The sequence below is a fragment of the Flavobacterium piscis genome (genome assembly GCF_001686925.1).
Taxonomy (GTDB): Bacteria; Bacteroidota; Bacteroidia; order Flavobacteriales; family Flavobacteriaceae; genus Flavobacterium; species Flavobacterium piscis.
This window is the reverse complement of record NZ_LVEN01000010.1, coordinates 101,158-125,275: the sequence shown is the minus strand read 5'-3', so window position 1 is coordinate 125,275 and position 24,118 is coordinate 101,158. Positions and strand designations below refer to the sequence as shown.

20 protein-coding genes are annotated in these 24,118 nt (G+C 33.9%); 10 read left to right on the top strand and 10 right to left on the bottom strand.

Annotated elements, in window-relative coordinates; all coding sequences use genetic code 11:
- Positions 1–28: 28 nt before the first annotated feature.
- Positions 29–2,395, bottom strand: a complete 2,367-nt coding sequence (locus tag FLP_RS06090) for an efflux RND transporter permease subunit (protein WP_065448630.1) — start codon at positions 2,393–2,395, stop codon at positions 29–31.
- Between the two features lie 179 nt (positions 2,396–2,574).
- Here FLP_RS06090 and FLP_RS06085 point away from each other — a divergent pair, with 179 nt between their 5' ends.
- From FLP_RS06085 to FLP_RS06065, 5 genes are all read left to right on the top strand, one after another.
- Positions 2,575–2,904, top strand: a complete 330-nt coding sequence (locus FLP_RS06085; RefSeq protein ID WP_065448629.1) for a DMT family transporter — start codon at positions 2,575–2,577, stop codon at positions 2,902–2,904.
- Positions 2,905–3,018: 114 nt separating this feature from the next.
- Positions 3,019–3,465 carry a hypothetical protein gene (locus tag FLP_RS06080; RefSeq protein WP_065448628.1) on the top strand — a complete coding sequence of 149 codons (447 nt, stop codon included), beginning with the start codon at positions 3,019–3,021 and terminating at the stop codon, positions 3,463–3,465.
- A gap of 3 nt (positions 3,466–3,468) precedes the next feature.
- Positions 3,469–4,230, top strand: coding sequence for a sensor histidine kinase (locus tag FLP_RS06075; protein WP_065448627.1), 762 nt, complete (start codon positions 3,469–3,471; stop codon positions 4,228–4,230).
- Entirely contained in the window at positions 4,193–4,912 is a 720-nt protein-coding gene (locus FLP_RS06070) for a LytR/AlgR family response regulator transcription factor (protein WP_065448626.1), read from the top strand. Before FLP_RS06075 ends, FLP_RS06070 begins: the two co-directional genes overlap by 38 nt.
- A gap of 114 nt (positions 4,913–5,026) precedes the next feature.
- Positions 5,027–7,297, top strand: coding sequence for a cation:proton antiporter (locus tag FLP_RS06065; RefSeq protein WP_065448625.1), 2,271 nt, complete (start codon positions 5,027–5,029; stop codon positions 7,295–7,297).
- 414 nt (positions 7,298–7,711) lie between these two features.
- On the opposite strand, the gene FLP_RS06055 is transcribed toward FLP_RS06065, so the two are convergent.
- The 3 genes from FLP_RS06055 to pyrH all read right to left on the bottom strand — a co-directional run bounded on the left by FLP_RS06055 (position 7,712) and on the right by pyrH (position 11,669).
- On the bottom strand, positions 7,712–10,204 hold the full coding sequence (locus tag FLP_RS06055; RefSeq protein WP_065448623.1) for a DUF5686 family protein: 2,493 nt from the start codon (positions 10,202–10,204) through the stop codon (positions 7,712–7,714).
- A 117-nt stretch (positions 10,205–10,321) separates the two neighbouring features.
- Positions 10,322–10,885 carry a ribosome recycling factor gene (frr, locus tag FLP_RS06050; protein WP_065448796.1) on the bottom strand — a complete coding sequence of 188 codons (564 nt, stop codon included), beginning with the start codon at positions 10,883–10,885 and terminating at the stop codon, positions 10,322–10,324.
- A gap of 76 nt (positions 10,886–10,961) precedes the next feature.
- Positions 10,962–11,669, bottom strand: a complete 708-nt coding sequence (pyrH, locus tag FLP_RS06045) for a UMP kinase (RefSeq protein ID WP_065448795.1) — start codon at positions 11,667–11,669, stop codon at positions 10,962–10,964.
- A 189-nt stretch (positions 11,670–11,858) separates the two neighbouring features.
- Between pyrH and FLP_RS06040 the strand changes: the two genes are divergently transcribed.
- A complete protein-coding gene (locus FLP_RS06040) occupies positions 11,859–12,476 on the top strand; it encodes a thioredoxin family protein (RefSeq protein WP_065448622.1) in 618 nt (205 codons plus the stop codon).
- Between the two features lie 369 nt (positions 12,477–12,845).
- On the opposite strand, the gene truB is transcribed toward FLP_RS06040, so the two are convergent.
- The 5 genes from truB to FLP_RS06015 all read right to left on the bottom strand — a co-directional run bounded on the left by truB (position 12,846) and on the right by FLP_RS06015 (position 16,515).
- Positions 12,846–13,541, bottom strand: a complete 696-nt coding sequence (gene truB / locus FLP_RS06035; protein ID WP_065448621.1) for a tRNA pseudouridine(55) synthase TruB — start codon at positions 13,539–13,541, stop codon at positions 12,846–12,848.
- The gene (locus tag FLP_RS06030; protein WP_065448620.1) at positions 13,541–14,338 is read right to left on the bottom strand and encodes an undecaprenyl-diphosphate phosphatase; all 798 of its coding nucleotides are present in this window, start codon (positions 14,336–14,338) and stop codon (positions 13,541–13,543) included. Before FLP_RS06030 ends, truB begins: the two co-directional genes overlap by 1 nt.
- Positions 14,339–14,443: 105 nt before the next feature.
- Positions 14,444–14,701, bottom strand: coding sequence for a DUF3098 domain-containing protein (locus tag FLP_RS06025; RefSeq protein ID WP_065448619.1), 258 nt, complete (start codon positions 14,699–14,701; stop codon positions 14,444–14,446).
- An 81-nt stretch (positions 14,702–14,782) separates the two neighbouring features.
- On the bottom strand, positions 14,783–15,658 hold the full coding sequence (locus FLP_RS06020; RefSeq protein WP_065448618.1) for a cell division protein FtsX: 876 nt from the start codon (positions 15,656–15,658) through the stop codon (positions 14,783–14,785).
- 509 nt (positions 15,659–16,167) lie between these two features.
- Positions 16,168–16,515 carry a winged helix-turn-helix domain-containing protein gene (locus tag FLP_RS06015; RefSeq protein WP_065448617.1) on the bottom strand — a complete coding sequence of 116 codons (348 nt, stop codon included), beginning with the start codon at positions 16,513–16,515 and terminating at the stop codon, positions 16,168–16,170.
- Positions 16,516–16,835: 320 nt separating this feature from the next.
- Here FLP_RS06015 and leuS point away from each other — a divergent pair, with 320 nt between their 5' ends.
- Positions 16,836–19,703 carry a leucine--tRNA ligase gene (gene leuS / locus FLP_RS06010; RefSeq protein ID WP_065448616.1) on the top strand — a complete coding sequence of 956 codons (2,868 nt, stop codon included), beginning with the start codon at positions 16,836–16,838 and terminating at the stop codon, positions 19,701–19,703.
- A 399-nt stretch (positions 19,704–20,102) separates the two neighbouring features.
- On the opposite strand, the gene FLP_RS06005 is transcribed toward leuS, so the two are convergent.
- Positions 20,103–20,507 (bottom strand): MmpS family transport accessory protein, encoded by a 405-nt coding sequence (locus FLP_RS06005; RefSeq protein WP_065448615.1) that lies wholly within the window; start codon positions 20,505–20,507, stop codon positions 20,103–20,105.
- A 165-nt stretch (positions 20,508–20,672) separates the two neighbouring features.
- Between FLP_RS06005 and FLP_RS06000 the strand changes: the two genes are divergently transcribed.
- The 3 genes from FLP_RS06000 to FLP_RS05990 all read left to right on the top strand — a co-directional run bounded on the left by FLP_RS06000 (position 20,673) and on the right by FLP_RS05990 (position 24,082).
- Entirely contained in the window at positions 20,673–22,673 is a 2,001-nt protein-coding gene (locus tag FLP_RS06000) for a tetratricopeptide repeat-containing sensor histidine kinase (RefSeq protein ID WP_065448614.1), read from the top strand.
- 1 nt (position 22,674) lies between these two features.
- Positions 22,675–23,310 carry a response regulator gene (locus FLP_RS05995; protein ID WP_065448613.1) on the top strand — a complete coding sequence of 212 codons (636 nt, stop codon included), beginning with the start codon at positions 22,675–22,677 and terminating at the stop codon, positions 23,308–23,310.
- 85 nt (positions 23,311–23,395) lie between these two features.
- A complete protein-coding gene (locus tag FLP_RS05990; RefSeq protein WP_065448612.1) occupies positions 23,396–24,082 on the top strand; it encodes a zinc metallopeptidase in 687 nt (228 codons plus the stop codon).
- Positions 24,083–24,118: the final 36 nt, after the last annotated feature.

The window sequence follows — 24,118 nt, the reverse complement described above, 5'->3', positions numbered from 1 at the left end:
AATTCGTGAATTCGTGGCGATAAAAAAATTATTTATTAGAATCTTCCAAATCCTCTTTCTTAGCTTTCTTCTTTTCAAAAGTCAAAACCAAAGCAGGTAAAACCAATAAATTCGCGAACATTGCAAACGCCAAAGTACAAGAAATTAATCCACCAAGAGCGATTGTGCCGCTAAAGCTTGAAAGCGTGAAAGTGGCAAAACCTAAAATCAAAACTACCGAAGTATAAAAAGTACTGATTCCTGTTTCTCTCAAAGCACTGAAAACAGATTTTTTAACCTTTCCGTTACTCTGAATTAAATCATGTTTGTACTTCGCCATAAACTGAATCGCATTATCTACCGAAATTCCAAATGCGATACTGAATACTAAAATCGTAGAAGGTTTAAGCGGAATCCCGAAATAACCCATTAATCCGGACGTAATGCAAAGCGGTAAAATATTCGTAATTACAGATGCCATTACCATTTTGAACGATCTGAACAAGTACAACATTAATCCTGCAATTACTAAAATTGCAAAAATCAATGACTCGATTAAGTTGTCGACCAAATACGACGTTCCTTTCTGGAAAACCAATGCTTTTCCTGTCAGAGTCACTTCGTAACGATCTTCGGGAAAAATTTCAGCAATTTTTGAGCGTAATTTTTTCTCTACTCTTGCCATTTCCTGAGTTCCAATATCTTTCATGAAAGTCGTGATTCGGGCATATTGTCCAGTCGAATCTACGTACGATTTCATCAAATTGTCTTTGCTGTTTTTCGTTGCATTTTTGGCATACGATAAAATAAACGTTTGTTCTTGCGAAGTTGGTAATTGGTAATATTCCGGATTTCCATTATAGAAAGCCTGTTTAGAATATTTAACCAAATTTACTACAGAAACTGGTTTCGATAATTCAGGAAGTTCAGCAATTGTGTTTTGCAATTCATCCATTTTTTTCATCGTCGATAATTTCATAACACCTTTTTTATGTTTGGTATTAATCATTATTTCGAGTGGCATTACACCATTGAATTCTTTTTCGTAAAATAAAATGTCTTTATAAAAAGAAGCGCTTTTTGGCATCTCACCAATCAAACTTCCGGAGACTTTCATTTGCGAAACCCCAATTACACTAAAAACCAAAAGCAAACCGTAAATGGTATAAATTACTTTTCGTTTGTTTTTTACCACATTTTCAACAAAATTCAATAAAGTCGAAATGTAGGTTTTGTTTAAGTGATACAAATGTCTTTCGCCCGGAATCGACATAAAACTGTATACAATTGGCACAATTAAAAGCGTCAGTAAATAAACCGAAATTACGTTTATAGAAGTCACCAATCCAAATTCAAAAAGCAAATCATTACCCGTAATCATAAACGTTGCAAAACCTATCGCCGTGGTTAAATTCGTCATCAAAGTCGAAACTCCAATTTTCGAAATAATACGCTGTAAAGCCTTTGCCTGATTGTTATGCAGTTTTATTTCCTGCTGGTATTTATTAATCAGGAAAATACAATTCGTAATCCCGATAACGATAATTAATGGCGGAATAATAGCCGTTAGAATCGTTATTTTATAATGAAATAATCCCAGTGTTCCAAAAGACCAGATTACACCAATTATTAAGATACAAATCGAAATAAAAGTCGCTCTGAACGAACGGAAAAAGAAAAAGAAAATCAACGAAACCGTAAATAAAGCCGCTCCAATAAAAAGTCCGATTTCACCTTTCATATTATCAGCATTTATCGTTCTGATGTACGGCATTCCTGAAACTTTCAAATCAACCCCGGTAGTTTTTTCGAATTTATCGATTTTCGGAACCAGGTTTTCAAGGATAAAAGTCTTTCTTTCTGGTGTATTTACAAGTGCTTTATTAATGTAAATTGCTGAACGAATACTACCACTTTGTTTATTAAACAATAATCCTTCGTAAAAAGGCAAGTTGTGAAACAAATCATATTGTACCTTTTTTAAGTATTCAGGGTCAAGTGCTTTTTTTTGATCAATAAAAGGTGTTAGAACAAATTTTTCGTTAACAGTATCTTTTTCCAGTTTCTTTAAATCATTAAGTGAAACGACCAAATCTACCTCTTTAGAATTTTTTAAACCCGTCATTAATTCATTCCAGGCCGCATAATTTTTAGGGGTAAAAAATTTCGGATCCTGAAACCCGATTACTACCAAATTTCCCTCTTCACCAAATTTATCCAGAAACTGTTGGTATTGTTTGTTTACGATATGATCTTTAGGAAGCAAATTCGCTTCGGTATAAGTCATAGAAAGATTTTTCCATTGATAACCAAGGAAAATCGTTAAAGCAGATAGGATTACTAGTATTATAATTCGGTTCTTAAGTATGATTCGGGCTAGTTTTTCCCAAAATCCAACTTGTACAGCGTTTTTCATAAATTCTTTAAAATGGATGCAAATGTAGTGAAAAGAGCTCTAAATCATAAATAATCGCTTGTATTTTACTTAATGTTAACACAAAATACGCACTTGATGTTTGTGATATATTTCTCTCTTTTTGTGTTTTAATGATCAGCTTTTCTCATATTTGTACGTAATTTAAAAATGAGACGAAAATGAACTGGATTTTATTAATAATCGCCGGACTATTTGAAGTAGGGTTTGCTTCTTGTTTAGGCAAAGCCAAAGAAACAACAGGAATGATTTCAACGTATTGGATGGTTGGTTTTTTTGTTTGCCTTTCGATCAGTATGATATTATTGTATAAAGCCACACAAGTTTTACCTATAGGAACCGCTTATGCCGTTTGGACAGGAGTTGGCGCAGTTGGAACTGTTTTAGTAGGGATTTTAATTTTTAAAGAACCGGCAACTTTCTGGAGAATATTTTTTCTTTCGACTTTGATTGCTTCAATTATTGGGTTGAAGTTTGTTTCTAGTCATTAGAAAGTTGGCTCACGGGTTTTACGGATTCAACTGTTTTACACCGATTGTTTTATTTTAAATTCGTGAATTCGTGGCAAAAAAAATGCAGGGCAAAAAACAACATTTAAATAGATTATGGAATCGAGAGAAATTAAATTTACAACTATTGGATTGAGCTTATTAGTTTTTGCTATTTCGCTTACTCAAAATGCTTTGGTGGTAAATTATAATGATGAAATAAAAACAGCATCATCATTAGAATATCTTTTAATAGGATCAGTAGCTTTTATGGGCGGAGGATTATTAGAAGAGATTGTTTGGCTCGCAAATCCATTATGTTTGCTTGCCATTATACTTTTGATTAAAAATAATGAAAAAGCAGTTCTGTGGAGTTTGATTGCATCTGGTTTGGCTATTTCATTTTCATTTTGGAGTGAAATAATGGGTGCGGAAAGCGGTACGATGGCTAAGATTGTTTCTCTTGAATTGGGTTATTATCTTTGGTTAGCGAGTATCCTGATATTGACAATCGGAATTTTGATTAATTATAAAGTGTCATTAAAAACAACTTTACAAGCATAAAATATGCAGGAAAACAACACTATTACTTTTATATTTCTGGTGATACTTTTATTGCTTATCGTTATCATTTGTTTTTTGATGTATCAATTGATGCAGTTTAAAAAAGCAAAAGATGATGCTGAGAAAAGTTTTTATGCGCTCGAAATGAAAGTGAATGATTTGCAGTTAGAAACTTTAGAATCAAAACTGAATCCGCATTTGTTTAAGAATATTTTGAACTCGATTCAGTCGCATGCGTATCAAACGTATTTTGCTTTAGATAAACTGGCGAATGTTCTGGATTATATTCTATACGAAAGCAAAAAGAAGTTTGTCACCGCAAAAGAGGAAATTGATTTTGCCTTGAATTTAATCGAAATCAACAAAATCAAGATCAGTCCGCTTTTTGAGTTGAAGATTAAAACCAATATCAATAAAGAAGATAAATTATACGATCAGCCTTTATTGGCGCCATTAATTTCTATCGATTTAATAGAAAATGCCTTTAAACATGCTGATTTGCAAAGTGCTGATGCTTTTATTTCGGTAGTTTTTGAGTTTAGGGATAATGCTTTTTTTATGACCGTTTCTAATAAAATCTCAGATAAAAAAGTATTAAAAAAAGAACGAAGCGGTTTTGGTCATGCGACTTTAGAACACCGCTTGCGTATTATTTATAAAAACAACTTCAAACTCGATAAGTTTGTCGAAAACGATGTTTATATAGCTCATCTTAAAATAGATTTACTTGAATACAAAACTGAAATGCTTGCTGCTGGACGATGAGTTACCGGGATTAACGTACTTAAAAATGCTTTGCGAACAAATTCACGAAGTCGAAATTGTAAAAACGTATAATAATCCGGAGAAACTTCTTGCCGATATTCCGAATCTCGATTTTGATCTATTAATATCAGATATCGAAATGCCCGGAATTGACGGTTTGCATCTGGCAGAAATGCTCGACAATAAATTAGTTATTTTTTGTACCGCTTATAAGGATTATGCTGCCGATGCTTTTAATATTGATGCAGTAGATTATATTACAAAACCAGTAAAACTGGAACGTTTACAAAAAGCGATTTCAAAAGCTTTTGAGCGTTTTCATAAACCGGATGCGGCTAAAAAGTTTATTCAGTTAAATACAGATAAAGGTAAAACTTTATTGTATTTTAATCAGATCGTGTACATCAAAACGGCTGTTAGTGATAGCCGGGATAAAACAGTTTTGCTTATTGACGGAAGTTTTCTAAACTTGAAAAATGTAAAATTTGATACACTTTTAAACGAATTGCCCGATGCTGATTTTTGCCGCGTAAACAAGAAAGAAATTGTAGCGGTAAAAGCCATTAAATTTTTTAATCATAACGAAATTATACTGCATCATTTAGAGAAAAATGATAAAAACAGTACCTTAATTCTCAGCGAAACCTATCGTTCTGACTTTTTGAAAAAGGTAAAAATATAAGTTATTACAAAGTTTTTCCGACTTGTTACATACATTGAAAATTAGGTTTAAAATTGCTTTATCACTTAATTCTCAGTGCTGATATTTGCACCATTAAAATCAAAAAAACGAGTTATGAATAATATTAAAAACTCCTTATTTTACGTTACTGTTATTGGCGGATTCACTGCCTTGATATATTGGGTAATTTCAAAAGGTGCTGCACTCGAAGTGGGGCGCGGAATCGTACACAAACAAATCGAAAGCAATCATTGGAATGATTTTCTCGATTCAATGATAGATAATTTAAAACATCCATTGGCTATTTTATTGGCACAAATCGTTACGATTATTTTAGTAGCACGTTTGTTTGGATGGGTTTTTAGAAAAATAGGGCAGCCATCTGTAATTGGCGAAATGATTGCAGGTATTGTTTTAGGGCCCTCTTTGGTCGGAATGTACTTTCCTGAGTTCTCTGCAGCATTGTTTCCAAAAGAATCTTTAGGGAATTTACAATTCTTAAGTCAGATTGGTTTGATCCTTTTCATGTTCGTTATCGGGATGGAATTGGATTTAAAAGTATTAAAAAATAAAGCTCATGATGCTGTAGTTATAAGTCACGCAAGTATTGTTATCCCTTTTGCTCTGGGTCTTTCATTAGCTTATTTTATCTACCATACTTTTGCTCCGGTTGGTGTTGAGTTTGCATCGTTTGGTTTATTTATGGGAATCGCCATGAGTATTACGGCGTTTCCGGTATTGGCCAGAATCGTGCAGGAGCGAGGCATGCAAAAAACAAAACTGGGGACTATAGCTATAACTTGTGCTGCGGCCGATGATATTACAGCCTGGTGTATTCTGGCTGTTGTAATTGCAATTGTAAAAGCAGGTTCGTTTACAAGTTCTTTATACGTAATTGGTTTGGCTATTTTGTATGTTATTATCATGCTCAAAATAGTTCGTCCGTTCCTGAAAAGGGTTGGGGATTTAAATTCAACTCGCGAAAGCTTGAATAAACCTGTTGTTGCTATTTTCTTTATTACGCTTTTATTCTCTGCTTATGCTTCTGAGTTAATCGGAATTCACGCTTTGTTTGGTGCTTTTTTAGCGGGAGCGATTATGCCTGAAAATAATAAATTCCGAAATATTTTTATCGAAAAAGTCGAAGACGTTGCCATTATTGTTCTATTGCCATTGTTCTTTGTGTTCACGGGTTTACGTACGCAAATAGGATTGTTGAACGATCCCTATTTATGGAAAGTGACAGCTGTAATTATAGCAGTTGCCGTAGCCGGGAAATTCTTAGGAAGTGCTTTTGCTGCCAAATTTGTAGGGCAAAGCTGGAAAGACAGTTTAGCAATCGGGGCATTAATGAATACTCGTGGTTTAATGGAGCTTGTGGTTTTAAATATTGGCTACGATCTAGGAGTATTATCTACAGAAATTTTTACCATGATGGTCATTATGGCTTTAGTAACGACTTTTATGACGGGTCCGGCTTTAGATTTTATAGGATTTATTTTTAAAGATAAGGTCAAGGCAGTTCCTCAGGAAATTGGCAATAAAAGCAAATTCAAAATTTTGCTTTCGTTTGCAACTCCTGAAAAAGGGAAAAAATTATTGAAACTTGCTAATAGTCTGGTGAAGAAACAAGGTGATAATTCGATTGTAACGGCGATGCATTTATCATTAAGTACCGAGATACATTCGTTTGATATCAAGGATCACGAACGTAAAATGTTAGTTCCGGTAATCGAAGAATCAGAACGTTTGAATCAAAACATGGTGAGTGTTTTTAAAGTAACAAATGATATTGATACCGATATTATTGATACGGCAAACCAAGGCGAATACGATTTATTATTAGTGGGATTAGGTCAGTCTATTTTTGATGGAACTTTGCTGGGTAAAATTCTTGGTTTTACTACCCGAATCGTAAATCCGGATCGTTTGATTGATAAGTTTACAGGAAAAGAAGGTTTGTTCGAAAATTCTCCTTTCGACGAAAGAACACGCCATATTATTGCAAAAAGTAAAATGCCGGTTGGTATTTTTATTGATAAAGAACTGGAAGAAGTCAGTCAGGTTTTCATGCCTATTTTTACTAAAGAAGATTCTTTTTTAATTGAATATGCCAAGAAATTAATTAACAATAACGGATCTCAGATTACGGTTCTTGATGCGAGCGGTGAAGTAAAAAATACCAGGGATATTCAGGAAACAATTCGTTCGATTGAGCAAATTGCACCCAATCATATTATGATTATGCACGACAGAACTATTAAAAAAGAGTTTTTAGAAAACCAGAATTTAATGATCATTAGTTTAGACAGCTGGAAAAAACTAATCGAATCTCAAAGTACATGGCTGAATAATACGCCTTCGGTTTTGATTTTGAAACCATAAGGGTTTTAAATTCCAATAATTTTGAAAATTCCAAATTCCAATTTTTATGATTGGGGTTTGGGATTTTTTTTGGAAGATTCTCAGGATTGCGAGATGGCACGCGGATGACACAGATTCGCTCGCGCGAAAACGCGGATTTATACGGATTTTTTTTGTTGGGTTATTCGCATTTTTTGTCATCTCGACCGAAGGGAGAGATCACACTCGGAGCTCGACAAAGATTGACGACAATCTTGTCATCCTTACATAGGAATTATCTTCGCTCATTGCTCGACAAAGATTAGCGATATTCTGTGCGGAGTTTCGAGTGTGATCTCTCCCGCCGGTCGAGATGACAAACTATATGTATAATTGGAATTTTAACTTGAGCCTTAGTAAACAGGCGAAGCAATTTAAAAAATTGGAGTTTAAAAATTATAATCCTAAGTCTAAAACATAAGAAATCTTAACGGCAATATTATCCTCAAATTTCAGCAACTGATTTGGGCCGTAGCGATAAAAACCACCTAAGCCAAAACCTTTGTAGATTTTGTTGAGTTCGATTCCGGATTCGAAGAAGCCTTTGTCTAATGTTTTATAAGTTGGGCCAACGTGTTGTTGAGGATTTTCCATATTTCCCCAAGCCATTCTGGTTACTAAAACTAAAGAGGGACGGACTTTTTTAAGAATCCTGATTCTGTCAAAGCCGTGTTTGATTTGAAAAAAGATATATTGACTAGAGAAAAATTCATTAAAGTACATGGTTTCAAAACTGTTTCGGCCAGCAAAAGTAATACGTTGGATAACGGTTTCTTTGGTTAAATTATTAGGCATTGTGTTGTACAAATGCGTAAGCGGCACATCGCCAATTGCGTAACCTCCTTGTAAAAGTAAACTTGTTTTTTGACCGTTCAGGTAATTTTTTTCATACTCGGTTTTGAAATCGATTTTGCCAAAGGAAAAATCATTTCCTAAAACATCAGGTAAGGATTGTGTGTACTGAAAAGTAAATCTTGGAAATCTTTTTTCCGATTCGTTTCTTCCGGTTGGTGTTTGCATAAAGTTGCTAAATGGTGCCCAAACAATAGAAACCATGGCAGTTGTCATAACGTAACTCGAATATAATTTTCCGCCGTAATTAAACATATAATCAAACTGAGGCGCAACATCAGTTCGGGCTAATTCGAAAACAGCTTCGGTTTTTGGAATAATTTTAGACTGAACATTCGCTTTCCATGCAGTATATTGATAAAATGTGCTAATGTTGATTGGGCGCGGATCATAAATTTTGAAAACTCGTTTGTCTACAGCAAAAACGGTACTTGCAATTTCGCGAACATCATCTGTATAATACGCGTTTACCCACGTATTGGTACTCTTGTTGAGTAAAACTCCGGTTCCTAAACTGTATTTAACTTCGCCATCTTTTGTCCCGTAAGCAGAGTAGCCTTCGATTCTGAAATTTTTAGAAAAGCGATCGTTCGTGATTCCGCCAAGACCAAGGCGAAAACCTTCGTAATTATTATAACTGATGATTTTTTTCAGATCAAGATCAACAGGGCCAATTGGGATATAACCATTGATAATTTTCCGGCCAAAACCTAAGCGGTTTTCGATTCTTTTTTTGATCGAAAGGCTGTCTATCAATTGATATGTTTTTTGTCCTTTTAAGTCTAAAGCTTCTTTTCGGTACTGATTCCAGAATGCTTCAGGTTTTTTACTGGCATCGTCTTTAATTTCAATATAAAGTGACGGATTTTTTATTGGCGGACTGGTATTGTAATGAACGTCGAAATTATTGCTTTCAGATAGCAGATAGGTAAAATCTGAAGCTGATTTTTTTCTTTGTTCAAAATTATCCTCTACATCTCCGTCAAACTGAATTGTTCCGCCCAGAATCTTGATGTCATCATCGTTTTTCCCTTTTACGATTTTAAAAGTCGTATTGCTCTGAAACCATACTTTTTCATTGGGTACATATTCAAATTCGTGAATACCGCTAATATCAAGAACACCTTTTATACGCATTACAGCTTTAGCTATGGCAAAGTTCTCCTGATCAATATATAGAACGCCTTCTAATCCTGATGCTTTTCTTTTTTGTTTGTTTTTAAAGTAAATCATATAGGTTTCGCGGCCTTTTATGTTTACAGTATCAAGTAATTTATAATTGTAAGCTGACGGTGCCGTATTCGAAATTGGATTTTCGTATTTGGTTTCAAATAGCTCATATTTATTGTCGTAAATCGATATGGATTGCAAGTTGAAAGCAATAACTTCATAAATAGGATTTTTGAATCCTGCCATTTTCGTGCCCAGAATGGTTTCTTTTAGCTTGTTATTTGCAAACTGATATTGTGAGACTTTTTCGGTTTGAAACAAGTGCTGTTTGGTTATTATTTCCTTGAATTTATAATCGGATGAATCAACATTGATGCGTTTTTTATCGAAATCCTTATAAGCTGATGTAGAATCGATTCTGCCATCTATAGAATCAGGATTGGCCGTTACAATAAGTTTATTGTAGCTTTTGTACTCAAAACTGCTCAGTTTTTTTTGTGGATTGTTTTTGTTTTTATTGGCGATTACTTTCTTTATGATGGTTAATGCCGGATTTTCATTAGAAATAATAACTTCTTTTAAATCATCGGTTTTTTGAGAAAGGGAAACTGAATAGTATCTTTTTTCTGTAATCGAGATAATTTTGGTTTGAAAGCCAATATAGGAAACCGAAAATGTATTTGCCTTTTCAGAAGGTGTAAAAATAAACTTCCCGTCAACGTCAGTAATGGTATTGATGTTGTCCGGAGTTGTTATGGTTGCAAAAGGAAGCGGTTTGTTGTTGGAGTCTGTTACAATTCCGTTTATTTGAAATTGCGCCTGAATAGTAAGCGTGAAAAACAAAGTCAATAAACAAAATAGCTTCATAGAGAATATTATAGTTTCAAACGAACAAAATGTAATTTTTGGTATGCAAAAATAGCAATAAAAAAAATCCGTCTAGTAGAATTTAACTAAACGGATTTTTATTTTGTGATAATATCATTATACTTTCATGATTTCGGCTTCTTTTGCAACCAAAAGTTCATCTATTTTTTTGATATAAGTGTTAGTCAGATTCTGAACTTGTTCTTCGGCAGATTTACAAATGTCTTCAGAAGTTCCTTCTTTTTCTAATTTTTTGATATCAGTATTAGCATCTTTACGCACATTACGCACACCAATTTTGGCATCTTCAGCTTCAGATTTTGCCTGTTTGGCCAAATCTCTACGACGCTCTTCTGTCAAAGGCGGAACGCTGATAATGATAACATCACCATTGTTCATTGGGTTGAAACCGATATTAGCAATCATAATTGCTTTTTCGATTACTTGTAACATGTTTTTTTCGAAAGGCTGTAATGTAATTGTTCTTGCATCAGGAACACTAATTTTAGACACTTGCGAAAGTGGTGTTGCTGATCCGTAGTAATCTACAAAAACGCTTCCTAGCATTGCCGGAGACGCTTTTCCTGCACGAATGTTAAGAAATTCTTTCTCTAAATGCGCAATCGAACCATTCATTGATTCTTCAGTACTATCTAATATAAATTCTATTTCTTCAGTCATTTTTTTTAAGTTTTCAGTTTTCATTCTCAGTTTTCAGTTCAGGTCGGCAATTGCGACTGTAAACTGTTACTGATGACTATATATTTACTACAGTTCCTATGTTTTCGCCTTCACAGATTTTTAATAAATTTCCAATTTTGTTCATATCAAAAACAACGATTGGCAATTTGTTCTCCTGACTTAATGTAAAAGCTGTTGTATCCATTACGTTTAATCCTTTTTTAAGAACGTCATCAAACGAGATCATATCAAATTTTACTGCTGATGCATTTTTTTCCGGATCAGAATCATAAACACCATCAACACGGGTTCCTTTTAAGATGACATCTGCATTGATTTCGATACCTCTTAAAACAGCTGCGGTATCAGTTGTAAAATAAGGATTTCCGGTTCCGGCTCCAAAAATTACAATTCTTCCTTTTTCAAGATGACGGTCTGCTCTTCTTTTAATATAAGGTTCTGCAATAGACTCCATTTTTAAGGCAGTTTGCAAACGGGTTTTCATTCCTTTGTCTTCAAGAGCGCCTTGTAATGCCATTCCGTTTATCACAGTAGCCAGCATTCCCATATAATCGCCTTGTACTCTATCCATACCAGCACTTGCACCTGCAACGCCTCTAAAAATATTTCCTCCTCCAATAACAATAGCAATTTCTACCCCTTTACTATGAATTTGCTTAATTTCGTCAGCATATTCGGCTAATCTTTTCGGGTCAATACCATATTGTAAATCACCCATCAAGGCTTCGCCACTCAGTTTTAGAAGAATTCTTTTATATTTCATGTGTTGTTGCGTTAATTTGTGCAAATATAGACATATTCTCATTTTTAAAAATAATGTTTTCAAAAAATTAATAGTTCTTTTACTTTTAAATTTATAGGGAGTTTTCAGGATTTTTTTGAATGTGATAAAAGTCATTCTTTGAATCTTCTTGAAATTTGTAATTTTATGCAATTCAAAAAATAAACAAATATGAAAAACATTATCGCTAAGGCATTATTTAAGAGTCATACTTATGCTGAATATCGCAAATTGGTTAGTGATTTATTAGTCAACGGACAATCAACCGGTAGCGAACAATCTGAAAGTTTAACCAATTATAGTAAACTGAACGATGCCAGAATGAATCGCTTAGATAAAACGATCAAACTTACAGATGAAGTTATTTCAAAATTAGAAAACCTGGATCATAGATATATTTGGCTTGTAATTTCTGAAGGCTGGTGCGGTGATGCAGCTCAAATACTTCCTATAATTAATAAAATGGCTTTGGCATCGAATAAAAAAATCGATCTTAGAATTGTGTTGCGTGACGAAAATGAGGAATTAATGAGCCAATATCTTACGAATGGCGGAAAAGCAATTCCTAAAGTTATTGTAATTTGTAAAGAAGCAGGAATTGTCCGCGCCAATTGGGGACCCCGACCAAAAGCAGCATCTGAATTAATGGCGAACTATAAAAAAGAATTTGGTGTAATCGACGAAAAAATAAAAACGGATCTGCAATTGTGGTATTTGGCAGATAAAGGAATTTCGGTTCAGGAAGAACTCATGCAAATTACAGAAGATATTAAATATAATCGCTTGTAGTTGGATTTCTTGTGGCACTAAAAACGGGATTTTGTTTCGTAATGTATTGAAATTAAACGCGGTAGCTTTTAAAAAATGTAATAAAATATTTTTTTTGTTTTAAAAGTTTTGTACTTTAGTAACATAATCCCACTTCTATTATTTATTTTCTGATTTACTCTTTTTATTGGTGTTTATTTAATGTTTAACAATTAAAAAATGCACTATTATGAAAAAGTTATTCGAAAGATTTTATGATTTTGTTTCAGGTGTATTGTTTGGAGGAAAAAATGTATGTAATTATTAACTCCAAAAAAAACACCTTATGAAATAGAATTATTTTAGGAGTTGGCACATTACGATGGTTTCATTTGTAATGTGCTTTCTGTTTTATTCTAAATTAAGGCTTTCTTCAAATAAAGTAACATCAATCGCATCTTTTACATCGTAGTCTCCAATTTTTGTACGGCGTAAAACAGTTAAATGTGATCCTGAATGCATAGCTTTTCCAAAATCATAAGCTATAGATCTAATGTAGGTTCCTTTGCTGCAAACGATTCTAAAATCGATTTCAGGTAAAGCAATTCTTGTGATTTCAAATTCGTGAATAGTCGTTTTTCTACTTTCAATTTCTATAGTTTCTCCTGCGCGTGCATGTTCGTACAAACGAACGCCATCTTTTTTAATAGCAGAAAAAATAGGTGGTTTTTGATCGATTTCACCTAAAAACTGTTTTACGGTTTCATGAATCAAAGCTTCGTCAATATGTGAAGTTGAATATGTTTCGTCGATTTCGGTTTCAAGATCATATGATGGAGTAGTGGCTCCGATGTAAAAAGTTCCGGTATATTCTTTGGCCTGACCCTGCAATTCGGTAATTCTTTTAGTGAATTTTCCGGTACATATCAATAATAATCCTGTTGCCAAAGGATCTAAAGTTCCGGCATGACCAATTTTGAACTTTTTAGGAAGTCCGGCTTTATTGATCAAAAGGTATTTTAATTTATTGACAGCTTGAAACGAACTCCATTTTAAAGGTTTGTCTATCAATAAAATTTGTCCGTTTAAATAATCTTCAGGCGTCATTAGATAATGGTAAGAGGATGAATGAAAAAGTGAATCAGTAACAAAGCGATTCCGGCAATTATTCGATAATAACCAAAAACTTTAAAGCCGTTTTTAGTCAAAAAACCAATAAAAGTTTTAATCGCTAAAAGTGCAACAATAAAAGCAACAACATTCCCTATAACCAATAAATTAACCTGATCGTGAGATAATTCGAATCCTGCTTTATAATAATCGTAACATTTTTTTGCTGTTGCGCCTAACATCGTTGGTACGGCCAAAAAGAATGAGAATTCGGCAGCTGTAGTTCTGGATAGTTTTTGAGACATACCACCAACAATACTGGCTCCGCTTCGTGAAACTCCCGGAATCATAGCCAAACATTGAAACATTCCGATTTTAAAAGCTTGCAAATACGTGATTTCTTTTGAAGTTTCGGAAGTATTTGGGTTATTGAACCATTCGTCAACTTTTAATAAAATTAATCCTCCTATTAAAAGTGAAACCGCAACCGTAACCGGATTTTCTAATAAACCATCGATAAAATCACTTAGTAATAATCCCAAAACTACAGCCGGAATAAATGCAACCAAAAGTTTAAAATAAAAATCAAGTGTCTGAAAGAACCGTTTGAAATATAAAACAACTACAGAAAGTATAGCACCAAGCTGAATGACAATGGTGAATAATTTAGTAAAATCTTCATGGGCAATTCCGAAAAAAGAAGAGGCAATAATCATGTGGCCGGTTGAAGAAACAGGTAAAAACTCTGTGATTCCTTCAATTATGGCAAGAATAATAGCTTGTAATGTATTCATTAATTTAGATTTTTAGATTTTTAGACATCTTAGATTCTAGACTTTTTTAAAAGATTAATCTAATAATCTAAAGATCTAAGCAGTCTAAGAAAGTCTAAAATAAGTCTATTTAGATTTTTTGAAAATAGAATAAACTGCAATTCCAAAACCAATTAAAACAGTTGTTGGAGCTAAACGAATACGTCTGAAATTAAAAACATCTTCATTAAAAATGTTAGGATCTTTACTTCCTCCGCCAGACATTAATATAAAACCAAGGGCAATAACGCCAATTCCAATTAATAGAATTTTATAGTTAATACCTTCAAAAAGGAATTCTTGTTTTTGCGGCTGTTGTTGTTCTGTATTGTTATTGTTTTTCATTTTTATTTTTTTGTCTCTCTGATTGAAGTCAAAGACTATTTATTTTTACTGTAGACTTAAAACTGTGACTGAATACTTTTTTTAGTAAAGGTCGTCTGTTCTTAAATTCAGGAAACGTTGAGTTGCAAAATGCGTACTTACCCAGGTTATTAAAATGCCCAGCCCAAAAACGGCTAATAATACCAATCCGATTAATACTTTGTCTTCTAAAATTCCTAAACCGGGAAAATTGGTTTCAACATAAAATAAAACACCAATTAAGGCAATTATAGCCAATCCAGCACCTAACATTCCTAATTTTACACTACGGGTTACAAAAGGTTTACGAATAAACGATTTTGTTGCGCCCACCATTTGCATGGTTTTAATGATGAATCGATTAGAATGAATCGATAAGCGTAAAGAACTATTGATTAATAAGACAGCGATTACAGCAAGAAAACCGCTGATAATCAAAATCCACATACTTACTTTTTTGATGTTGTCGTTTACCAGATTTACCAATTGTTTGTCGTAAACAATGTCTTCAATCATAGTGTTTTTGCGTAATTTGCTTTCGATTTGCACAATACTGTCTCTCTCGACATAATCTGCTTTTAAGTGAATGTCGTATGAATTTAATAAAGGATTTTCTCCTAAAAAGGTCAGGAAATCTTCTCCAATAATATCAGTATGCTCTTTTGCTGCTTTGTCTTTGGTAACATAAACATAAGATCTTGCGAAAGGCGCTCTTTTCAATTCAGTGTCGAATGCTTTTATCACGCTATCATTGGCTTCGTTTTTAAAGAAAACTGTCATAGCAATTTTTTCTTTAAAATCATTGGCCAGTTTTTTAGAATTGATAATGAATAATCCCAGTACTCCTAAAAGGAATAAAACCAGAAATACACTTAATACAACCGAAAAATAAGAGGAAATTAACCTGCGCTTTTGAAATTTATCAAAGTTAGAACTCATAGTTTGCTTAAATTATGTGGTAAAAATAATAAAGAATTTCTTTATTTGAAGTTAATAACGATCAAAGTTTTAACTTTAGTACCATAAATGTACAATTAGATGTTGAATAAAAAGTTTATTTAATCACAAAGTGCGTCAAGTTTTACGCAATCCCGAAGCTTCGGCAGCAAAGCTTTTTCTGTTTTCATCCCGCAAAGCCACGATCTAGAGGTCAATACTATTAAGTCAAGAAAATAATTTGAAAATCCGTTTTTATCAGCGTTTTCGCTTTAGCGAATCAGTAAAATCAGCGTCTAATTTTAACGTGGATAAAACAGATTTACTTCATGAAAACATGGATAAAAAAGGATTTGATTTGCAATAATTTTATTGTGCGGTTTATTTGTGCTTATTCTCACAGTTGAAAACGCGGTCTACGTTTTGCTGCTATTTTCTAAAAATAATAACCGAAAAGTTCGCGAGGTTTTAAATTCTTTTTTAAAGGTAATTTTAAAACAAAATAATGAGTTTTAAAATTTTAAATTTTGGGTTTCTTTTAGAACGAAATCCTTAATGCGTTTTTCAATTTCGTAGAAAACAGTAATGGCTTTTTCTCCGGCTTCGGTAAGTCTTGCACCGCCGCCGCCTTTTCCGCCCAGAAGTTTTTCGACCAAAGGACTTTCGGCACGCTGATTCATTTCTTCTACCAATTGCCAGGCCTGACGATAGGCCATTTTCATTTCTTTAGCAGCATTGGTAATTGAGCCGGTTTTTCGAATGTTTTCTAATAACCAAATTTTTCCAATTCCAAGAAAAGCTCCTTCAGTTTCTTCAATCCAAACCCGAACTTCAACTTTGTATTTTTTGCTGTCAGCCATTTTGATTTTTTTAATGCTATTCAAAAATAGGCATTATTATTCTTTATTTTAAACTGGACTGAAGTCCAGTCCTAAAAATATGGGTCTTTCCTCCGGAACTTTATTGCTTCGCAATTGTTTTAGCAAAAAATGATATTATCCTAAATACAAAAGTACAAAATCACGTATTTTTACTTAATTAAAAATACGTATTTTGTTATTTTATTTGTTTGTCAACGAAATAGCTTTGGTACAAACGACAATAAATGTAAATTTGCGCCAATAATTAATTTAGTGAAAAGCCTTAGAACCTTAGTAACTTAGAATCTTAGTCACTTAGAATGAAATACAATCCAAACGAAATCGAAGAAAAATGGCAGAAATATTGGGCTGAAAACCAAACTTTTGCTGCATCAAACAATTCTGAAAAACCAAAGCATTATGTTCTGGACATGTTTCCTTATCCATCTGGAGCCGGATTGCACGTAGGGCATCCGCTGGGTTATATTGCTTCAGATGTTTATTCTCGTTTCAAAAGACATCAGGGTTTCAATGTTTTGCACCCAATGGGTTACGATAGTTTTGGTTTGCCGGCAGAGCAATACGCGATACAAACCGGACAACGTCCTGAAGATACGACGCGCGTAAATATTGATGGAGGAGTAGATAAAGAAGGAAAACAAATTGCAGGATACAGAAAACAATTGGATAAAATTGGTTTTTCGTTTGACTGGAGCCGGGAAGTTCGTACGTCAAATCCTGATTATTATAAACATACACAATGGATTTTTATCCAGTTATTCAATTCATGGTATTGCAGAAAACAAGGAAAAGCGTTTGATATTTCAGAGCTTGTAAAAGTTTTTGAAGAAGAAGGAAATGTTTTGGTCGAAGCCGTTTGCGATGATAATGTGGCAATTTTTACTGCAGCAGAATGGAATTCGTATACTGAAAATCAAAAAGAAAAAATCCTTTTGCAATACAGAATGACGTATTTGGCAGAAACCGAAGTAAACTGGTGTCCTGGTTTAGGAACTGTTCTGGCAAATGATGAAATTGTAAACGGAGTTTCGGAACGTGGCGGATATCCGGTTATTCGTAAAAAAATGACACAATGGAGCATGCGAATTTCTGCCTATGCAGAGCGTTTGTTGCAAGGTTTAAATGATATTGACTGGAGTGAATCGATAAAAGAATCGCAAAGAAACTGGATTGGGAAATCTGTTGGTGCAATGGTTTCTTTCAAGGTAAAAAATCACGATGAAGTAATAGATGTATTTACAACTCGTCCTGATACCATTTTTGGAGTAACTTTTATGACCTTGGCGCCAGAACATGATTTGGTAGCTAAAATTGTAACAGCAGATCAAAAAAATGCTGTTGAAGCCTATATCGAAAAAACAGCAAAACGTTCAGAGCGTGAACGTATGGCCGATGTAAAAACGATTTCTGGAGTATTTACCGGAGCTTACGCTGAGCATCCTTTTACAAAAGAAGCAATTCCGGTTTGGATTGGTGATTATGTTTTGGCAGGTTACGGAACTGGCGCTGTAATGGCGGTTCCTTGTGGAGACGAAAGAGATTATGCTTTTGCTAATTTCTTTAAAGGTCAAAACGGAATGCAGGAAATCAAGAATATCTTCGCAAATGTTGATATTTCTGAAGCAGCTTACGGATCTAAAGACAATGTTGAAATCGCCAATTCTGATTTCTTAAACGGATTAAATTATAAAGAGGCAACTCAAAAAGCAATTGCTGAATTAGAAAAAATAGGTCAGGGAACCGGAAAAACAAATTACCGTTTGCGTGATGCTGTTTTCTCCCGTCAGCGTTATTGGGGAGAGCCTTTTCCTGTTTATTATGTAAACGGATTACCGAAAATGATTGCTGCAGAACATTTGCCAATTATTTTGCCTGAAGTAGAAAAATATTTACCAACCGAAGATGGTTTGCCTCCGTTAGGAAACGCAACAATCTGGGCTTGGGACACTAAAAACAATGAAGTTGTTAATACTGATTTGGTTGATAATTTCGAAATTTTCCCTCTTGAATTGAACACCATGCCAGGTTGGGCGGGAAGTTCATGGTATTGGATGCGTTATATGGATGCGCATAACGAAGATAGATTCGCTTCCGCGGAAGCGTTAAAATATTGGGAAAGCGTAGATTTATATATTGGAGGAAGCGAACACGCGACCGGACATTTATTGTATTCTCGTTTCTGGAACAAATTCTTAAAAGACAAAGGTTTTGCTCCAACTGAAGAACCATTCAAAAAACTGATCAATCAGGGAATGATTTTGGGAACGACGGCTTATGTTTATAGATTGGAAGGAACAAATACATTTGTATCTAAAAATAAAATTGAAGGACAGAGTGTACAGCCAATTCGTGTTGATGTTCATTTCGTAAATTCTTCGGATGAATTGAATCTTGAAAAGTTCAAAGCTTGGAGAGAAGATTTTAATACTGCCGAATTTATTTTGGATGAAAACGGAAAATACATTGTTGGCCGTGAAGTCGAAAAAATGTCGAAATCATATTATAATGTAGTAACTCCAGATGATATTTGCAATGAATACGGTGCCGATACATTACGTTTGTACGAAATGTTTTTAGGTCCTTTAGAGCAGGCAAAACCTTGGAATACTGCCGGAATTTCAGGCGTATTTGGTTTCTTGAAAAAATTATGGAGATTGTATTTTGATGAAAATAACGGTTTAATCGTAAACAACGACGAACCAACAAAAGACAACTTAAAATCATTGCATAAAACCATTAAAAAAGTAGCAGAAGATATCGAGAGTTTCTCTTTCAATACTTCGGTTTCTCAATTTATGATTTGTGTGAACGAATTGTCTGCTCAAAATTGTCATTCAAGAGCGATTTTAGAACCGTTAGCGATTTTGGTTTCGCCTTACGCACCGCATATTGCTGAAGAATTATGGTCACAATTAGGACATACAACTTCAATTGCAACAGTTGATTTTCCTGTTTTTGAAGCCAAACATTTAGTGGAGACAAATAAGGAATATCCGGTTTCTTTCAACGGGAAAATGCGTTTCACAATCGAATTACCTTTGGATTTAACCGCAGCACAAATCGAAGAAATCATCATGAAAGACGAAAGGACATTAAAACAATTAGATGGTAAAACACCAAATAAAGTGATTATTGTTCCGGGGAAAATTATTAACCTTGTGAGGTAAATAAATTCTAAATATTTAAAATTCCAAATTCCAATTTTACGATTGGGGTTTGGGATTTTTTTTTGCACACAGTTGTTATCCTGACGGAGGAAAGATCACATTTGTAGCTCTACAAAGATTGGTAATTTTTGTTTGCGGAATTTCTAGTTTGATCCTTCCCCTTTCAGGATGACAAAATGGATGATTATGATTGTGCCTGATGGATTAAAATTGACAATACTGCAAAAAAAAGCTTTGCGCCTCAACGTCTTTGCGCGCAAAATACCCTCGCGTACTTTGTGTAAATCTCTGCGAACTTAGCGTTTAAAACCAAGCTATTATTCAAAAAAAAGAAAAGCTTTGTCGATCAAACAAAGCTTTCTAATTTTCAAAAAGGATTAAATCTAAGCTAAAATAGAATTATCTCGGAAATATGTAAGTTTTCGGATGTACAACAATAATTCCGTCTGAATTTGCAATTCCGGTTAATTCAGAAACCACTTTTCCTCCAACATAAATTTTAGCAGTTACCGTTTGTCCGGCAACACCGCCAAGACCACTTGTGTGAACTAAAGCTCCGTCAGAATCTGTATTGGCTGTAAATTCTTTTGTCCAGGGTAATGCAGGAACATCTTCAATTAATGGAGCGCCGCTTTTTTCCATATAAGTTACGTCAAGTTCTCCTGTAAAATTTCCTGTAATTTCATATTTCACATCTCTTGAAGCTGTAACTGTTTCCGAGTCATTATCGTTATCGCTGCTGCAAGATCCTGCTGTAAAAGCAAGAGCGAATACAATCGCTAAAGTTTTTAAAATAGATTTCATAATATAGTTTATTAGTTAACATTCATTTAAAACAAAATTAGACGCTTATGAATGAGATGGCAATACCTGATAAAATGCATTTTGTATTACCTGATATCAGGTAAAAGTGATATAATTTCTTTTTAAACATTTTTTTATTTGATATTTTTGAATAAATACCACGTTATGACGAAAATCTACTTATTTACACTTTTTCTATTTTTATCTGCTGTTTCGCATTCGCAGGTAATTCTTTCTCTTGATGATGATTCGGTTTATATAGACAGTATTGCTAAAATCACTAAAAACACAAAGTCAGATAGTATTAAATGTTTGTATAGCTTTAAGTTGTCTAAGCTGTATTTGATGGTTCAGGATGCTAAAAAATCAAAAGAATATTTAGAGCAGGCCAATAAACTAAAAAGCAAATATCCGTTCTTAAACGATGCAGGGATATTTTATAATTCATATAGTTTTTTAGAAAAAGGTGATGCTGATGGTTTTGAAAAAGCATTACTCGATGGGAATAATAAACTAAAAAAGTATTATAATACTGAAGCATTTCGAATCAGGGCAATTATCCTGCAGAATTATGGAATCATGCAGCAACGAAAGAATAATGAAAAGCTTTATATGAAACTGCTAATTAATGAAGCTATTCCTGTTGCCAAAAAAAGTCGTGATTATGAACTTATAAGTGGTTTGTATAAAGCTGTTGCGATTATTTTTATGAATAATAATGAGCGTGAAAAAGCAAGCGAATATTTAAGTGAAGCCCAGATGTATATTGAAAGGGCTATTAAAAAATCGCCAACGCTTGCCGAGTCAAGAATGGAAACTTATATTATTAATGCCGAAAACCTGGTAGAATTACGTCATTTTTATGACGCCAAAAAAGTACTCGATAAGGCATTTTCGACATTAAAAAATTTCCCTGAGTCGAACTTAAACGATTCTTATTTTTATGCTGAAGGATTATATTATTCGAAACAAAATAAAAACACAATTGCTTTAGAGAGTTACGAAAAAGGAATTAAATCGGCAGAAAAGCATCAAAACCAAATTGCATTAAACAGGCTGAAATATGCGGAGTACGAAGTAAATTTTAAATTAAAAAATTATGAAAAAGCCAAAGCTAATCTGGAGTATCTTTTAGAGAAAACACCTTTTATTGTCGATCAGAAAAATTATTATAACAAGCTGTCTGAAGTTTATAATGCGACTAAAAATTATGATAAGGCTTATTTCTATGCCAATAAATCGAACAGGATCAATGATAGTCTGAATGATACTAAGTTTAAAAGTGAAATTGTAGAACTCGAAGCAAAATATAAAAAAGCCGAAAATGAAAAAAAGATAAATCTGCTGCAATCGCAAAACGAAAAAGCCGCTTTGTTGGTCAATAACAATCGACTGAATACTATTTTGTTTGCAGTATTGTCTGTACTGTTGTTTCTAATTGTTTTGTTTTTGTGGATCTTAAACAATAATCAGAAAAAACTAAGCATTCAAAAAGAAATTAATCACGAACAGGAATTGACTTCGCTTGAAGACCAACAAAAATTGTCGGTTTCTAATGCTCTCATTGAAGGTGAGGAAGTAGAAAGAAAAAGAATTGCCAGAGATTTACATGACGGGTTGGGTAGTATGCTTTCCGGACTTAAAATTCATCTGAAACTGGCTGAGAAAGAAAATGCATTAAGTGCTGTGGAAGTAAATAATTTGCTCGACAAATCGATCAAGGAATTAAGAAATATTTCTCAGAATTTAATGCCGGAGAGTTTGCTTAAACTGAGTTTAGAACATGCTTTGCGGGATTTATGCATGGCAAATTCAAATGCCAAAACTCAAATTGAATTTCAGTATTTGATCCAAAAACCAAATTTACCAAAGAATTACGAAATTGTAATTTACAGGATCATTCAGGAATTGTTGAATAATGCTTTAAAATACGCAGATGCATCCCTAATACTGGTGTCCTGTTCTCAAAATAAAGATACTTTTTTTATTACAGTCGAAGATAACGGAGTTGGTTTTGATATTATGGATAAAAACAACAATGGAATGGGGTTGAGAAATATTAAAAATCGTGTCGAAATCCTGAAAGGAAAATTAGAAATTGAAAGTGAAGTAAACAAAGGAACTTCGGCTTATATTGAATTGAAAGTAAAAAACGAAACAGCATAACATGGATAAAGTATATAAAACGGTAATAGTAGATGATCATCCTATTGTGATATCAGGAATTTCAGGTTTGTTGTCGGATTTTGAAACGGTCGAGATCGTCGAAAAATTACAATCTGGTGTAAAGCTTGTTGATTATATCGAGGAAAATCAGGTCGATTTAATTTTAATGGATATTTTTTTGCCCCTAATTAATGGTGTTGATCTTTGTAAAACAATCAAGCAAAAATATCCGCAGATAATTATCATCGGGATGAGCAGTCAGTCAGAAAGAAGTCTGGTGATGCAATTTATTCAGAATGGCGGAAACGGTTACGTGCTAAAAAGCGCTTCGTTTGATGAATTTAAAAATTGTATTGATAAAGCGATCGAAGGTGAAATTGTATTTAGCGATGAGGTTAAAACGATTATAAGTCAGCCTTTGTCTGATGATTTTGAGCATATTCCGAGTTTAAGTCGCAGGGAAAAAGACATTACACTATTGCTTTCAAAAGGCAAATCGACCCAGGAAATTGCCGATGAATTGTTTTTGAGTTTTCTAACGGTGCAAACGCATAGGCGTAATATTCTACAAAAATATAAGACTAAAAATGTGGCAGAACTAATTGCATTTCTGATTAAGAATAACTTACTGAATTAAATGCCAAAATGACATTTTTTTAATTTGGTTCAGAAATTGCAGTTTCTTTTGTAACTTTAATAATCAATCAAATAAAAGTAAAAATATGGGAAGTGGATATTTAATTATTGCTGGAGCAATTATGTTGTTCAGCTGGTTAGTGAGTTCAAAGCTCAAAAGTAAGTTTGAATTATACTCGAAAATACAGTTAAGAAACGGAATGAGTGGTGCCGAGATTGCCGAAAAAATGCTGGCTGATAACGGAATTACTGATGTTAGAGTAATCTCGACTCCGGGACAATTAACAGATCATTATAATCCATCAGATAAAACAGTAAATTTAAGCGAGGCAGTTTACAATCATCGTAATGCGGCTGCAGCAGCTGTTGCGGCGCACGAATGTGGTCACGCAGTTCAGCATTCTATAGGTTACGAATGGCTGACTCTGCGTTCTAAACTGGTGCCAGTCGTTAGTATTGCATCAAACTATGTGCAATGGATTTTGCTGGCCGGAATTTTAATGATCAGGACTTTTCCGCAATTACTATTGGTAGGAATCGTGATTTTTGCCGCGACAACATTGTTTACCATCATAACTTTGCCTGTAGAATACGATGCGAGTAACAGAGCACTTGCCTGGTTAGAAAATAAACATATGCTGACACAGGAAGAGCAGGCCGGTGCAAAAGATGCCTTAAAATGGGCTGCAAGAACTTATGTAGTTGCTGCAATTGGTTCTATTGCAACGCTGTTGTACTATATCTCGATTTATTCCGGAAGCAGAAGGAATTAAAATGAGATCATTAGGAAATGAGATAATGAGATAATG